Genomic DNA, 13190 nt, shown 5'->3' on the forward strand with positions numbered 1-13190 from the left:
GGGAGAGGGGGGGGAGAGAGAATTGGGGGAGCGAGGAGGGGGGCGGTATTCGGTGTGGGTGGGGGGGGGGGGGGGGTGGGGTGGGGGGGGGGGGGGGGGGGGGGCCCCCCCCCCCCCCCCCCACGCCCGTGAGCGCGCTCGTGACCAGCTGCTACTGCTCCTGCTCCTTGGCCTGCTGCTCCGCCACGGACTTGCGCACCTCGTCCATGTCCAGCTTGCGGGCCTGGCCGATGACGTCCTCCAAGGCCTCCGCGGGCAGCGCGCCGGGCTGCGCGAACACCGCGACCTGATCGCGGACGATCATCAGCGTCGGGATCGACTGGATGCCGAACGCGGCCGCGAGCTCCGGCTGCGCCTCCGTGTCGACCTTGCCGAAGACCAGGTCCGGATTGGCCTCTGCGGCCTTCTCGTACACCGGGGCGAACTGGCGGCAGGGCCCGCACCAGGACGCCCAGAAGTCGATCAGGACGAACTGGTTGTCCGTCATCGTCTGGTCGAAGTTTTCCTTCGTGAGCTCCACTGTCGTGCTGCTCATGGTTTGTTCTCTCTTCCTGATGAGGGCGAAGCCGTCGTGCACAACGGCCGGGGCGACGGCCGTATTCCGCGCGCGTACCCGTGTGGCCACGCCGCACACCTGGGACCAGACTGTCCTCATGACGGATGCCACGGAAGCCAGCGAAACCATCACTTACGACGTCGTGGTCGTCGGGGCGGGACCGGTCGGCGAGAACGTCGCCGACCGGGCCCGCGCCAACGGCCTGAGCGCGGCGATCGTGGAGAGCGAACTCGTCGGCGGCGAGTGCTCGTACTGGGCCTGCATGCCGAGCAAGGCCCTGCTTCGCCCGGCCGTGGCCCGCGCCGACGCCCGTCGCGTACCGGGCCTGCGTCACCTCGTCGAAGGCCCCCTGGACGCGGCCGCGGTCCTGGCCCACCGCGACGACTACACCTCGCACTGGAAGGACGACGGCCAGGTGGGCTGGCTGGACTCCATCGGCGTGGACCTCTACCGGGGCCACGGCCGCCTCGCGGGCGCCCGCCAGGTCACGGTCACCGCCGGGGACGGCACGCTGCGGCGGCTCACCGCCCGCCACGCCGTCGCCGTGTGCACCGGCAGCCGCGCCGTCGTCCCCGATCTGCCGGGCGTCGCCGACGCCAAGCCCTGGACCAGCCGCGAGGCGACCAGCTCCGACCATGTCCCCGGGCGCCTCGTCGTCGTGGGCGGCGGCGTGGTCGGCGTGGAGATGGCCACGGCCTGGCAGGCCCTCGGGTCGCGGGTGACGCTGCTCGTCCGCGGTGAGGGGCTGCTGCCCAAGATGGAGCCGTTCGCCGGGGAACTCGTCGCCGACGCGCTGCGCGAGGCGGGCGCCGACGTCCGCACGGACACCTCCGTGCGCGAGGTCCACCGGGAGGGCGCCACCCTCACCGTCACGCTCGACGACGGCGCCACCGTCGAGGCCGACGAGATCCTCTTCGCCACCGGCCGTGCGCCGCGCACGGACGACCTCGGCCTGGAGACGGTCGGCCTGGAGCCCGGTGCGTGGCTGACCGTCGACGACAGCTGCAAGGTGACGGGCAGCGACTGGCTGTACGCCGTCGGCGATGTGAACCACCGGGCGCTCCTCACCCACCAGGGCAAGTACCAGGCTCGGATCGCGGGCGCCGCCATCGCCGCCCGCGCCCAGCGGGTGCCCCTCCTGGAGACCGACCGCTGGGGCACCCACAGCGCCACCGCCGACCACGACGCCGTCCCCCAGGTCGTCTTCACCGACCCCGAGGCCGCCTCCGCGGGCCTGACCCTCGCCGCCGCCGAAGCCGCAGGTCACCGTGTCCGCGCCGTCGACCACGACCTCGCGTCGGTGGCGGGCTCCGGCCTGTACGCCGACGGCTACCGCGGCCGCGCCCGCATGATCGTCGACCTGGACCGCGAGATCCTCCTCGGCGTCACCTTCGTCGGCCCCGGCGTCAGCGAACTCCTCCACTCCGCCACGGTCGCCATCGCCGCCGAGGTCCCCGTCGAGCGCCTGTGGCACGCGGTCCCGGCGTACCCGACGATCAGCGAGGTGTGGCTGCGGCTGCTCGAGACGTACCGGGGCTGACGGTCGCCCCGCGTCGCGAACTGGCCAGACCGTGGCCGGAAGTTGGCGCCGGACGCCCCGCGCGCCGCTCGGTGACGACCGGGTCCGCGGGGCGTCGATACTGTTGCCTGCCGGGAGCGGGGCGCAGACGGGGCGCGGGCTCAAGGAGAGCGGGGGCAGGGTGGATCCCATATCGCTGGGGATGATCACGGCGACGCTGGGGGCGGTGGGGTCCGGCATGGCCAACGAGGCCGGGAAACAGCTCTACGCGCTCGTCGGCGGGCTGTTCGGCGGACAGTCGCAGGCGCCCGACCGGTCCGCTGAACTCGCGGCGCTCGCCCCGCAGTTGCTGGCGGCGGCCCGGCGCGACCCGGGCGTCGCCGCACGGCTCCTGGAGGTGCAGGGGCTGGTGCTGCGCACGTTCCAGCAGCCCGCGGCGCTGTCAGTGGCGCCGCCGCCCGGCGCCGCCCGGACGTTCGTCGACCGGCAGCAACCCCTGCGACAGCTGCGGCGCGAGGCCCGGCGCAAGGACGACGGACGGCCCCGCCGGGCGCTCCTGCACGGGCCCGAGGGCATCGGCACCACCGGACTCGCTGTGCAGTTCGCGGCGAGTGAGCGGACCGCGTTTCCCGACGGGCGGCTGTACGTCGACCTCGCTGCAGGCCCCGCGGGCACCGGACTCGACGCCGAGGCGGCCCTGCGGTCGGCGTTACGCGGCCTCGGCGTCACCGACCCGGACATCCCGCCCGGCCCCGGGGACCGGGCGGCCCTGTTCCAGCGGCTCGTCGAAGGGCGCCGGATGCTCGTCATCCTCGACCACGCCCACTCGGCCGCGCAGGTCGGCCCGTTGCTCGCGTCCTGCGCCGAGGTGTTCACCGTCGTCGTGGCCCGGCGTCGGCTCCCCGGCCTCGACGCCGAGCCCATCGAGGTCGACCCGCTCTCCCGGCGGCACTCCCTGCGACTCCTTCACGAAGCGGTCGGCAAGGACACCGTGGAGCGGATCGGCCCCGCGCTCGACCGGACCCTCGCGCGGTGTGCGGGCTCTCCGTACGCTCTGTGGGCGGTCGCGGCGCAGTGGGCACAGGGGCGGCACGGCACGGATCCCGACGCCCTGGCCGGGCGTGACGACGCGGCGGACGGGGGCCAGGTGACCGGCGACGACACCCTGCTCGACGACATCTGCGGCGCTCTCGACCCGGGCCTCGCCCGGCTCTACCGCCGCGGCGCGCTGTGGCCGTGGCCCGCCGTCACGGCCGGGCCGCTCGCCGCGGCGGCGGAGATCACGGATGCGGCCGCGAGCGCGGGGCTCGACCGGCTCGTCGAACTCAGGCTCGTCGAGGCGGCAGGCCCCGGGCGCTACCGGTACCGGCCGCTCGTACGCCGGCACGCGGAGGGCCGGGCCATGCGGGACGACGGCGTCGCGGGCTGCGCGCGGGCCATGGAGCGCACCCTCCAGTGGTACGTGCGGTTCGCCGTGCGGGCCGACCTGGACGCCCTGCCGGAGCGCTGGCATCTGAGCACCGCCTACGAACAGGTCGTTCCCGGTACGTACGCGGACCGCGGCCGGGCCCTTGCCGCGCTCCTGGACGAGCTGGGCAACCTGGTCCAAGCGGTCATCGCGGCCCGGGAGTTCGGCTTCGGCGACACCGCGTGCACCCTGATGGAGGCGCTGTGGGCCGTACAGCTCAAGGCCGGGCAGCACGAGACGTTGCTGCCCGCCCTGCGCGTGGCTGCCCGGGTCGCGGACGAGGTGTGCCCGCGCACGCGGATGGCGGGGCGCATGCATGTCTGTCTCGCGTCCGCCCTCATCGAGACGCTCGACTTCGACGAGGCCGAGCGGGAGGCCGAGGCGGCCCTCGTGGCCGAGCGGCACGCCGGGCATCTGCGGGGGCAGGCCACGGCCGTCGAGACGCTGGGCCGGGTGAAGCTGGCCCGCTGGGCGTTCCGCGAGGCCGACGCTCTCTTCGTCGAGTCGGGACGCATCGCCGACGGGATCCGCCCCGGGGACGAGGGCTTCGCGGACCTGCCACGGATCCGTGCGCTGCTGCAGCGCTTCAGAGGGCGGGCCCAGCGCGGGTTCGCCCTCGCCGAGAACCTGCCGCTGGACGAGGCGGAGGCGCGCCTCACGGACGCCGTGCGGCGCTTCGACGGGCAGGGCGAGCGGTACAACGGCGCGCGCGCCCGCACCGACCTCGCGGAGCTGTACGTCCTCAGCGGGCGCCGCGACGCCGCGCTGCCCCTGATCACCTGGGCGCTCGAGGCACTGGCGGCGGAGAACGCCGGGCACCACGTCGCGTATCTGCGGGCGCTGCGGGACGGAGACGGTCAGGCGGGGACGACGGCGACCTGAGTCGCCGTACCGCCCGTCCACACCGTCAGGCAGCCCGACAGTTCGCCGAGCGTCTTGCCCGCCGCCAGCCAGGCGTGGAGCGCGGAGGCGCAGGCCGCGGGGTCCGCCGAGTGGGGGTCGGAGGCCAGCCGCAGCAGGTGTCCGGCGCGGGTGCGGACGGTGCAGTCGCCGGGGCCGGTCACGTACGCGGCGAGGCCGCAGTGCGGGTGGCGGGCGAGGACGTCCTCGGCCCAGGCGGCGGGCGGGCCGAGCCGGGGGTCGTCCGGGGCGCCGTGGCGCAGGATGACGTCGGCGAGGGTGAGGGCGCGGGGGTCGAGGGTGTCCTCGTGCACCGCGGTGTGGGCCTGCCCCTCGGCGTCCGGTTCGTCCCGCGGCTCCGCGTACCGGGCGACGTCGACCTCGCCCGCGCCGCGCAGCCGGGTGAGGACGCGCAGGGGAGCGGTGCGCTCGGGCGGCTCGTACGGGGGCAGGGGGAGCGGGGCGAGGAGCGCGGGCGCCGCGGGCTCCGGTATCCCCATCAGGCCGTAGAACGTGCGGCGCAGGAGCTGGGCCGAGCGGCCGGGGGCGGACGACGTCAGCTCGGCGGGGCCGGGTACGGGGGCGTGCCCGGCCAGGGCCGCGTCCAGCTGCGGCCGCAGCGGGCGGTACGGGTCGAGCCGGGGTGCGGCGCGGACGAACGCGGCGACGGGGGAGTCGTGGCCGAGGCCGTCCGTCGCGGCCGAGCCGAGCAGCACCGGGGTACCGACGGCCGCGCTGTAGTACGTCACCGACCCGAAGTCGCCCAGGGTGATGTCCGCGGCGAGCAGCGCCTGCCGCCAGCCGTGCAGCGGGTCGACCAGGGTGAGGCCGCCGCGGCGGGCCCGGTCGAGCCACATCCTGACCTGGCCGGGGCCGTGGCCGTGCCAAATGTTGGGATGCAGCACGGCGACGACGCGGTACTCGTCGGCGGGCAGTTCGGCTGTCAGACGGGGCAGCAGGGCGGGCAGGACGTCCTCGCCGCCGTCACCGAACAGCGACTCGGGGTTCCAGGTGGAGTTCAGCAGGACGAGCCGCTGGCCGTGGCGCACACCGAGGGCACGGCGGTACCGGTCCCGGTACGGGCGGGCGGCCAGGAGCCGGTCGAAGCAGGGGTCGCCGCCGAGGACGGCGGTCGCGGCGGCTTGGGGGCAGGCGGCGCGCAGGCGCTCGACCTGTTCCGGGTGCGAGAGCACCAGCGCGTCCGCGATGGGCGTGCCGTCGGCCAGCAGCCACTCCGGCGAAAGGCCGAACACCGGCTCCCGGCTCCCGGCTCCCGGCTCCCGGCTCCCGGCTCCCGGCTCCCGGCTCCCGGCTCCCGGCTCCCGGCTCGGCAGCTTCTTATTGTAGCCAACACCGTGGGAGAGGATCGCCAAGTGGCCGCTGTGGAGCTGGAGTTGACCTCCGAAGCTGGCCGAAAGGGCCAGGTCCACCGGGGTGCGCGCGGCCTGTTCCCACGGGAGGACCGGCACCCCGACCTCCTCCAAAAGCTCCGCGGTCCCTGCCTGGAAGGCCGACGAGCCGGTGCAGGTCGCGAGCAACTGCACGCGCAAGTCGTCGCGGAACAGCGGCAGCACGTCGAGCAGCCTGGTGGCGGACGTGACGTTGTGGACGATGAGCAGCACCTTGTGGCAGCGCCCGCGCGCCGCCCACTGTCCGGCCCCGTCACCGACCGGAACGCGTATCCACCCCGCCCGCCCCATGGGCCCCGCTTCCCCCTCGCGACTCCGTGCGCCCCGCGGGCACCCAGAGCACCCGCCAGGCCGCAACGATAGCCGCGCACGAGGCCAGGGAGTACGGGGACGGACCCAGGCCGCTCGTCACCCCGCGCTGCGCACGCCCCGCCGCTCCTGCCACCGCTCGGCCGCCCGCCGCCTGCGCCGCAGCGCCGCAAGCTCCGCCTCGTCCTTGCCGCCCCAGACGCCCGACGTCTGCCCGGACCCCAGCGCGTACGCGAGACACTGCTCCACCACGGGACAGCGCGCGCACACCCGCTTGGCCTCCTCCTGGTCCCTTTCGGCCGGTCCTGTCGTCCCCACCGGGAAGAACAGCTCGGGATCGACGTCCGCGCACGCGGCCCGGTGGATCCACTCCTGTCGCAGCGGTACCTCATCCATGCGGCGGCGGGTGCCCGGGGTCGCTCTGGACAAACAACCCCGGTTTGACGATTCCGCCGAGCGGTTACACGTGGATTCCCCGCCCCTGGCCCGGAGCACACCGGAGCCGGGGCCCGCCGAGGAAGGAGAACCGGCCGTGCCACGAGGGTCGAATGCCAAGCGTGAGCGTCAGTACGAACACATCAAGGAGAGCGCCGAGCAGCGCGGCGAGAAGCCGGAGCGGGCGCGGGAGATCGCGGCGCGCACCGTGAACAAGGAGCGGGCGCGCAGCGGCGAGGCCAAGACCGCCTCCCGTACGTCGACGCAGGACATCTCGTCCGGCCGCAGGGGAGGCCTGCGCTCGCACAGCGGCGCCAAGGGCCCGACCCGCGACCAGCTGTACGAGGAGGCCAAGCGGCGCGGGGTGAAGGGCCGTTCGTCGATGACGAAGGCGCAGCTGGCGCGGGCTGTGGGCCGCTGAGGGGCGCGGCGGACGCCGGGAGGGACCGGCGTCCGAGGCGCGGGGCGGCCGACGTCCCTGCGCCGGACCTTCACACCCCGTCCGCGAGGATCCCCTCCAGATGCCGCAGCGCCGTCGTCACCCGCGCCGGATCCTGCTGGAAGAACGGATCGTCCGGCACCGGCAGCGACCCGGCCAGGGCGATCCCGCGGCCGCGCGCCCACATGGCGTCGTCGGCGCCGACGGCCTCGCGGTACGTGGCGCGGGCCTCGGGAGGCAGGAACATCCACGCCGGTATCAGGTCGCACGCGGGGTCGCCCACGGCCAACGTGCCGAAGTCGATCACCCCGGTGAGGTGGCCGTCGACGGCCAGGAGATTGCCGGTCGCGAGGTCGCCGTGCAGCCACACGGGCGGCCGGTCCCACGCGGGGGCAGCCAGGGCCTGCTCCCACACGGCGGTCACCGCGTCCGTGTCGACCATCCCGCGCAGCTTCGCGATCTTGGCGCGTACGAGGGAGTCGGCGGTCAGAGCGTCGCACTCGGCGCCGACCCGAGCACCGCGGAAGGCGTTGCTCCACTGCGGTTCGGGACCGCCCGTGGCATCGATCGACCGCAGCGCGGTCACGAACCCGGCGAGTTCCACCGCCGTCCGCCGCGGATCGGCCAGGCCGTCCGTCGTCGCGGGCTCGCCGTCGAGCCATCGGCAGACCGACCACGGGAACGGATAGCCCTCGCCCGGCTTCCCGCGCGCCACCGGCTGGGAGACGGCGAGCGGCAACCGCGGCGCCAGCCACGGAAGCCAGCGCTGCTCGCGCTCGACCTGCCCGACCCACCGTTCGTAGCGGGGCATCCGGACCGTCAGATCGTCGCCGAGGCGGTACGTGACGTTGTCCATGCCCGAGCGCGGCACCGGCCGGATCGGCAGGTGCGCCCACTGCGGGAACTGCGCGGTCAGCAGCCGCCGCACCAGCGCGCCGTCGACGCGGACGTCCCCGTCCTCGCTCGCGTCCTCCCCGCCGCCCCCGCCGTCTTCCTCGTCATCCTCGTGGTCTTCGAAGTCGTCGTGATCCTCGTACTCCTCGTACGCGAACGGCTTGCCGGTACCACCTGTTGACACGGACTCTCCTCGACGCGACTCGACCGAACACGGCCCGGCGGCCGTGGCCACCGGATCCGCGAAGACCTCATCCCACCCACAGCGCGACCCGTTGTCCACCGAGTTTCCGCACGCCACAGCCGTCCCGGCGCGCTCACGTGCCCCGGCGCGCGCGACAATGAGGCCGCGGCCGAGGACACGGGACGGCACGCCGAGGACACAGGCGGACACACAGACGGACGCCGCACGGGCGGGAGAACGGGAGACGGATGAGCGGGACGGTGGCGGCGCCGCGCGACGGGTGGCCGGTTCTCGCGGCGGTGGCCGTGGGCGGCGCGGCCGGGGCGTCGGCCCGCTATGGCGCGGCGCTGCTGTGGCCGGTCGCGCCGGGCGGCTTCCCGTGGACGACGTTCGCCGTCAACGCCGTGGGGTGCGCGCTCATCGGCGTCCTCATGGCGCTGATCGCCGCGGCCCGGACACCCGTCCACCGCCTGGTCCGGCCGTTCCTCGGCACCGGGGTGCTCGGCGGCTTCACCACCTTCTCCACGTACGCGGTGGACACCGAGCGGCTGCTGGACGGCGGCCACCTGGCGACCGGCCTGCTCCACCTGGCGCTGACGCCGCTGACCGCGCTCGCGGCGGTGGGGGCGGCGACGGTGGCGACGCGCCGGGTCCTGGCGGCGCGACGGGAGGCGGGCGGACGGTGAACTGGCTGTGCGTGGTGGCGGGAGCGGCGATCGGCGCTCCGCTGCGGTACCTGACCGACCGGGCGGTGCGCGCCCGGTACGGACCGGCCTTCCCCTGGGGGACGTTCACCGTGAACGTGGTGGGCTGCCTCGTCCTCGGCGTCGTCACCGGCGCCGCGAGCGCGGGCGCGGCGTCCGCGCACACCCAGCTGTTCCTCGGCACCGGCCTGTGCGGCGCGCTGACGACGTACTCGACCTTCGGGTACGAGACGTGGCAGCTGGCCGAGGGCCGACTGCCGCTCGCCGCGGCGGCGAACGTCGTCGGCAGCGTCGCGGTGGGCCTCGGTGTGGCCTTCCTGGGTGTGGCGGGCGGCGAGGCGTTGTGGGGCTGAGGGGCGAGGCGTTGTGGGGCTGAGCAGCGGTGCCGTACCTCGCTAGCCGTACCTCACGAGAGGCACGGCACCGGGGCCCTTGGCTCGCCTCGCCGCGCCCTCAGCGGGACCGGGCCAGCGCCGACGACACCTCCGCGGCCCACCGCCACGGCTGCGCCGTCCCGCCCGGCTGCGAGTTGAAGTACTCCCAGCCCATGACGCCGCCCATGTCCGGATACTTGGCGACCAGGCCCCGGATCGTCGACTTCAGCCGGGCCGGGGCGACGTAGCCGCTGCCGCCGTTGGAGGGGTCCGTCAAGGTGCCGGCGACCACCTTGGACGCCGGTATCAGCTTGCGCCGGATCACCGCGTCGTAGCTCGACGTGGACGTCATGCTGCCCCAGCCGTTGTAGAACTGCGCGTTGAACCAGGCGATGTCGCCGCCCCGGGCGCGGTACAGCCGCTCGTAGTCGAAGCCCGACAGGTTCCCGCCGCCGCTGAGCGCGGACCCCACCGGGGCGAGCGTGATGAGGAAGCCGGGGCCGAAGTCGGCGCGCAGCGCGTCGATGACGCGCACGATGCCCGCGAGGGACATCCGCTCCTCCACATCCAGATCGACACCGTCGAGCCCGTACCGCCGAATGAAGTCCCGCAACAGCGGGTAATACGTGTCGAATTCCGTGTCGAGCCGCGTGAAACTCCCCGGCGCCGCGCCCCCCACCATCGCCAGAACGTGTACGCCCCGGCCCTGCAGCTCCTTCAGATCCCGCCACATCTGGTCGTACTTCGCGGCGCCCGGCGGATCGTCGTTCAGGTGCACCGGCGCGTAGGGACCGTTGAGGTCATTCAGATGCACCGCGGCGACCAGCACATCGGTCACACCGGTCTTGTTCCTGGTCAGGCCCAGGGGCGAGACGTACGTGCCGTTCGTGTACTGCGTCTGGTAGTAGACGACGACACGCTTCCCCGCCGCGCCCCGGGTCGCGGCCGTGGCCGTCGCACCCGACGCCACGGTCAGGGCGAGGGCGCCGAGAAGGACGCTCCGTCTCTTCATCATCCTGAACTCTCCTCCAGGTATGCCGAATTGCCGTGACAAGGTCGTTCCAGGTCCCGGCAATTCTGACCAGGGAGGAGGGTTCAGGCTAGAGCGCGGCGACAACTAATGCGCTTTAGTTGCCGCCGCGCTCCCCGTCCGGTCGTCAGGGCCCGCCCGATGGCTCGGCCCGAGGGCTCAGCCTCGGCTCCGATGGCTCGGCCCTGGCTCCGACGGCTCGGCCCTAGGCCGCGAACTCGCCCGCCAGCGCCGCCGCCATCCGCAGATGCGGCGCCGCCTCGGCGTCCCGGCCCTGGCGTTCCAGGGTGCGGCCCAGCATCAGGCGGGCGTAGCCCTCGACGGGGTCGAGGTCCAGGACCGTGCGCAGTTCGGTCTCGGCGCGGCGGAGCTGGGCCGAGTGGTAGTAGGCGCGCGCCAGCAGCAGGCGCGGGGCGACCTGCTCGGGGACCTCGTCGGCGAGCGGGGCGAGGATGCGGGCCGCCGTCGTGTACTCCTTGGCGTCGAAGAACTGGCCCGCGCGCTCCCAGCGCTCGGCCGCGGTGCCGTGGTCGAAGTAGGTGAACTCCACTGTGTGCCTCCTTGACCGCCCACAACGACCCCAGGAAGTTGAATATTCCACGATTGGCATGCGAGGCCCGGGACGGGATATCGGATGTATCGGGTGTCTCGTCGAAGACCGGCTCAGGAGGAGGCGACGGGGTGGACAATGAGCCGACTTTCAGGACCCCGTCGCAGAGCGGCATCCGTGGACGTGGCGCGACCGGCGCCACGTGACGGAACCAGCGGCGGCACGGACGCGGCGCAAGCGGCGGCCGGCCGCCCGAGCAGAGGGAGCACATGCGGTGAAGGACATCTGGGCCTATCCGCCCGGCAGCGGCCACGAGGGTGTGCCGCAGGAGCCCATGACGGGATTCACGGTCGAGGCGACCGACGGCGTCATCGGGCAGGTGGACCGGCACGTGGACCAGCCGGGCCGCCAGCATCTGGTCGTGGACACCGGAGTGTGGGTGTTCGGCAAGAGCGTGCTGATCCCGGCCGGGGCCGTCACGCGGATCGACCGCGAGGCCGGGACGGTGACGGTCGGGCACTCCAAGGACCAGGTCAAGGAGGCGCCCCAGTTCACGACCGACAGTCAGACGACGGATCCCGCGTATCTCAACGAGGTGGGCGCGTACTACGCCACGCTGGACAGCGGCTCCGAGCTCTGACCCCGGCGCCGCCGCGCGGTGGCGGCGCCGGCCGGGCCCGGGTCGGGGAGTTGCCCTGTCCGCTCCGGGTGCTCGGGGCTAAGTTGTGCCCTATGAGCAATCTTGATCGCGAGGCGGTGCCCGCGCTGTGCGGCGGTCGCGGGTTCGTCGTCGCGGAACCGGTGCGGGAACTCCTCAGCCCACGACGTGTGAAGCTCGGCGAGTCGACCGAGGTACGGCGACTGCTTCCGAACCTGGGCCGGCGGATGGTCGGCGCCTGGTGCTTCGTCGATCACTACGGCCCCGACGACATCGCCGACGAGCCCGGCATGCAGGTGCCGCCGCACCCGCACATGGGCCTGCAGACGGTCAGCTGGCTGCACGAGGGCGAGGTCCTGCACCGGGACAGCACCGGAAGCCTGCAGACGATCCGCCCCCGCGAGCTGGGCCTCATGACGTCGGGCAAGGCGATCTCCCACTCCGAGGAGAGCCCCAAGTCGCACGCCCGCCTGCTGCACGGCGCGCAGTTGTGGGTCGCCCTGCCGGACGCCCACCGCCACACCGAGGCGCACTTCGAGCACCACGCCGACCTGCCGGTCGTGACCGCGCCCGGCGTCAGCGCGAAGCTGCTCCTGGGCGCGCTCGACGGTGCGGAGTCGCCCGGTACGACGTACACGCCGATCGTCGGCGCGGACCTGACCCTCACGCAGGGAACGGACGTACGCCTTCCACTGGAGCCCGACTTCGAGTACGCCGTCCTGTCCATGTCCGGCGAGGCCCACGTGGACGGAGTCCCCGTACTCCCCGGCTCCATGCTGTACCTCGGCTGCGGCCGCACCGAACTCCCCCTGCGCGCCGACTCCGACGCCGGCCTGATGCTCCTCGGCGGCGAGCCGTTCGAGGAGGAGCTGATCATGTGGTGGAACTTCATCGGGCGCACCCAGTCCGACATCGAACAGGCCCGCACTGAGTGGATGACGGGCACCCGCTTCGGCGAGGTGAAGGGCTATGACGGGGCCCCGCTGCCCGCGCCGGAGCTGCCGCCGGTGGCGCTGAAGCCGCGAGGTCGAGTGCGCTGACCTGGTGAGATGCGGCAATCGGGCCCTTCGGGACGGTCCGCGAGGGTGCTCCTTCAGGCTGATGCCGAGCCTCGGAGGAGGCTGCCTCCCTTGAGTCGTTGCAGGCTGTGGCAGCGGTGACCGCAATTCCAGTCTGTGGGTGGCTGTAGTCGGCTCTGATAGGACTCATGCTGACCCGATGCCGACTTTTCTGACAGGCCGTCAGGCATGGGTATGGGCTCGTTCCGGCTGGTCACGGGTGCGCGGAGACGGTGACGGGCGGACGGGGGCGCGACTCATGCTGACTTGACGGCGTGAAGGTGGGCGATTCCGTGCGGACTCCCCGTTTGGGGAGGGATCGCCGATCGGGGTGCTGACGGTGCCGCCCTGGCATCCGGGTCTGGACACCTCGGTGCTGCCTGGTGCCTACCGCGATCTTCTGGAAGTCATCGATGACGCCGGTCATCCGCTGCGGGCGATGCAAGTGGCCGAGGCGGCCGGGCTGAGCGTGGACCGCTCGAAGGTCGAGGGGCTGCGGTCGAAGCTGAAGAGGCTGGTGGAACGGGGCTGGCTGGCCGAGGACGAGCCGGGCATGTTCGCCCCGCCACCGCGGGGTGAGAACTCCTCGACAACCGAGGAAGGCTACTGCTCCGCCAGCTCCTGCAGGACTACCTCGACCTGCGCGCACTGCGCGAGGAGGCAGCCGCCCGCACACATTCGCCGGTAGTGGTCGGTCCCGACC

14 protein-coding genes are annotated in these 13190 nt (G+C 73.5%); 8 read left to right on the top strand and 6 right to left on the bottom strand.

Features of this window, described 5'->3' with window-relative positions; all coding sequences use genetic code 11:
* Positions 1 to 151: 151 nt before the first annotated feature.
* A complete protein-coding gene (trxA, locus tag ACZ6AA_RS35365) occupies positions 152 to 535 on the bottom strand; it encodes a thioredoxin (RefSeq protein ID WP_030362580.1) in 384 nt (127 codons plus the stop codon).
* Between the two features lie 118 nt (positions 536 to 653).
* Between trxA and ACZ6AA_RS35370 the strand changes: the two genes are divergently transcribed.
* Together ACZ6AA_RS35370 and ACZ6AA_RS35375 are read left to right on the top strand one after the other, a co-directional pair.
* Positions 654 to 2096, top strand: coding sequence for a dihydrolipoyl dehydrogenase family protein (locus ACZ6AA_RS35370; RefSeq protein WP_468460639.1), 1443 nt, complete (start codon positions 654 to 656; stop codon positions 2094 to 2096).
* 160 nt (positions 2097 to 2256) lie between these two features.
* Positions 2257 to 4425, top strand: coding sequence for a tetratricopeptide repeat protein (locus ACZ6AA_RS35375; protein WP_471462548.1), 2169 nt, complete (start codon positions 2257 to 2259; stop codon positions 4423 to 4425).
* On the opposite strand, the gene ACZ6AA_RS35380 is transcribed toward ACZ6AA_RS35375, so the two are convergent.
* Together ACZ6AA_RS35380 and ACZ6AA_RS35385 are read right to left on the bottom strand one after the other, a co-directional pair.
* Positions 4401 to 6143, bottom strand: coding sequence for a hypothetical protein (locus ACZ6AA_RS35380; protein WP_471462550.1), 1743 nt, complete (start codon positions 6141 to 6143; stop codon positions 4401 to 4403). The genes ACZ6AA_RS35375 and ACZ6AA_RS35380 overlap by 25 nt on opposite strands.
* A 117-nt stretch (positions 6144 to 6260) precedes the next feature.
* On the bottom strand, positions 6261 to 6557 hold the full coding sequence (locus tag ACZ6AA_RS35385; protein ID WP_468460633.1) for a WhiB family transcriptional regulator: 297 nt from the start codon (positions 6555 to 6557) through the stop codon (positions 6261 to 6263).
* A gap of 136 nt (positions 6558 to 6693) precedes the next feature.
* On the opposite strand from ACZ6AA_RS35385, the gene ACZ6AA_RS35390 reads away from it, so the two are divergent.
* Positions 6694 to 7017 carry a plasmid stabilization protein gene (locus tag ACZ6AA_RS35390; RefSeq protein ID WP_468460632.1) on the top strand — a complete coding sequence of 108 codons (324 nt, stop codon included), beginning with the start codon at positions 6694 to 6696 and terminating at the stop codon, positions 7015 to 7017.
* Positions 7018 to 7087: 70 nt separating this feature from the next.
* Here the strand turns inward: ACZ6AA_RS35390 and ACZ6AA_RS35395 are convergent, their stop codons facing one another.
* Positions 7088 to 8113, bottom strand: coding sequence for an aminoglycoside phosphotransferase family protein (locus ACZ6AA_RS35395; RefSeq protein WP_468483356.1), 1026 nt, complete (start codon positions 8111 to 8113; stop codon positions 7088 to 7090).
* Between the two features lie 248 nt (positions 8114 to 8361).
* Between ACZ6AA_RS35395 and ACZ6AA_RS35400 the strand changes: the two genes are divergently transcribed.
* Both ACZ6AA_RS35400 and crcB read left to right on the top strand, forming a co-directional pair.
* On the top strand, positions 8362 to 8799 hold the full coding sequence (locus ACZ6AA_RS35400) for a fluoride efflux transporter FluC (RefSeq protein WP_468460628.1): 438 nt from the start codon (positions 8362 to 8364) through the stop codon (positions 8797 to 8799).
* The gene (crcB, locus tag ACZ6AA_RS35405; protein ID WP_471462553.1) at positions 8796 to 9170 is read left to right on the top strand and encodes a fluoride efflux transporter CrcB; all 375 of its coding nucleotides are present in this window, start codon (positions 8796 to 8798) and stop codon (positions 9168 to 9170) included. The genes ACZ6AA_RS35400 and crcB overlap by 4 nt, the downstream gene beginning before the upstream one ends.
* 100 nt (positions 9171 to 9270) lie before the next feature.
* Here the strand turns inward: crcB and ACZ6AA_RS35410 are convergent, their stop codons facing one another.
* On the bottom strand, positions 9271 to 10206 hold the full coding sequence (locus tag ACZ6AA_RS35410) for a glycoside hydrolase family 18 protein (RefSeq protein WP_471462555.1): 936 nt from the start codon (positions 10204 to 10206) through the stop codon (positions 9271 to 9273).
* Between the two features lie 220 nt (positions 10207 to 10426).
* Positions 10427 to 10771 carry a tetratricopeptide repeat protein gene (locus ACZ6AA_RS35415; RefSeq protein ID WP_468460622.1) on the bottom strand — a complete coding sequence of 115 codons (345 nt, stop codon included), beginning with the start codon at positions 10769 to 10771 and terminating at the stop codon, positions 10427 to 10429.
* A gap of 274 nt (positions 10772 to 11045) precedes the next feature.
* On the opposite strand from ACZ6AA_RS35415, the gene ACZ6AA_RS35420 reads away from it, so the two are divergent.
* The 3 genes from ACZ6AA_RS35420 to ACZ6AA_RS35430 all read left to right on the top strand — a co-directional run bounded on the left by ACZ6AA_RS35420 (position 11046) and on the right by ACZ6AA_RS35430 (position 13175).
* Positions 11046 to 11411, top strand: a complete 366-nt coding sequence (locus ACZ6AA_RS35420; protein ID WP_468460620.1) for a PRC-barrel domain containing protein — start codon at positions 11046 to 11048, stop codon at positions 11409 to 11411.
* A 92-nt stretch (positions 11412 to 11503) separates the two neighbouring features.
* Positions 11504 to 12469 (top strand): pirin family protein, encoded by a 966-nt coding sequence (locus tag ACZ6AA_RS35425; RefSeq protein ID WP_468483359.1) that lies wholly within the window; start codon positions 11504 to 11506, stop codon positions 12467 to 12469.
* Positions 12470 to 12818: 349 nt separating this feature from the next.
* The gene (locus ACZ6AA_RS35430; protein WP_468483360.1) at positions 12819 to 13175 is read left to right on the top strand and encodes a hypothetical protein; all 357 of its coding nucleotides are present in this window, start codon (positions 12819 to 12821) and stop codon (positions 13173 to 13175) included.
* Positions 13176 to 13190 lie beyond the last annotated feature (15 nt).

It is taken from the genome of Streptomyces sp. NPDC040610 (assembly GCF_055594065.1).

Bases quoted from the DNA above. Each gene is read 5' to 3' on its own strand.
- trxA (WP_030362580.1), bottom strand. From the start codon at position 535: ATGAGCAGCACGACAGTGGAGCTCACGAAGGAAAACTTCGACCAGACG.
- ACZ6AA_RS35370 (WP_468460639.1), top strand. From the start codon at position 654: ATGACGGATGCCACGGAAGCCAGCGAAACCATCACTTACGACGTCGTG.
- ACZ6AA_RS35380 (WP_471462550.1), bottom strand. From the start codon at position 6,143: ATGGGGCGGGCGGGGTGGATACGCGTTCCGGTCGGTGACGGGGCCGGA.
- ACZ6AA_RS35385 (WP_468460633.1), bottom strand. From the start codon at position 6,557: ATGGATGAGGTACCGCTGCGACAGGAGTGGATCCACCGGGCCGCGTGC.
- ACZ6AA_RS35400 (WP_468460628.1), top strand. From the start codon at position 8,362: ATGAGCGGGACGGTGGCGGCGCCGCGCGACGGGTGGCCGGTTCTCGCG.
- ACZ6AA_RS35410 (WP_471462555.1), bottom strand. From the start codon at position 10,206: ATGATGAAGAGACGGAGCGTCCTTCTCGGCGCCCTCGCCCTGACCGTG.
- ACZ6AA_RS35425 (WP_468483359.1), top strand. From the start codon at position 11,504: ATGAGCAATCTTGATCGCGAGGCGGTGCCCGCGCTGTGCGGCGGTCGC.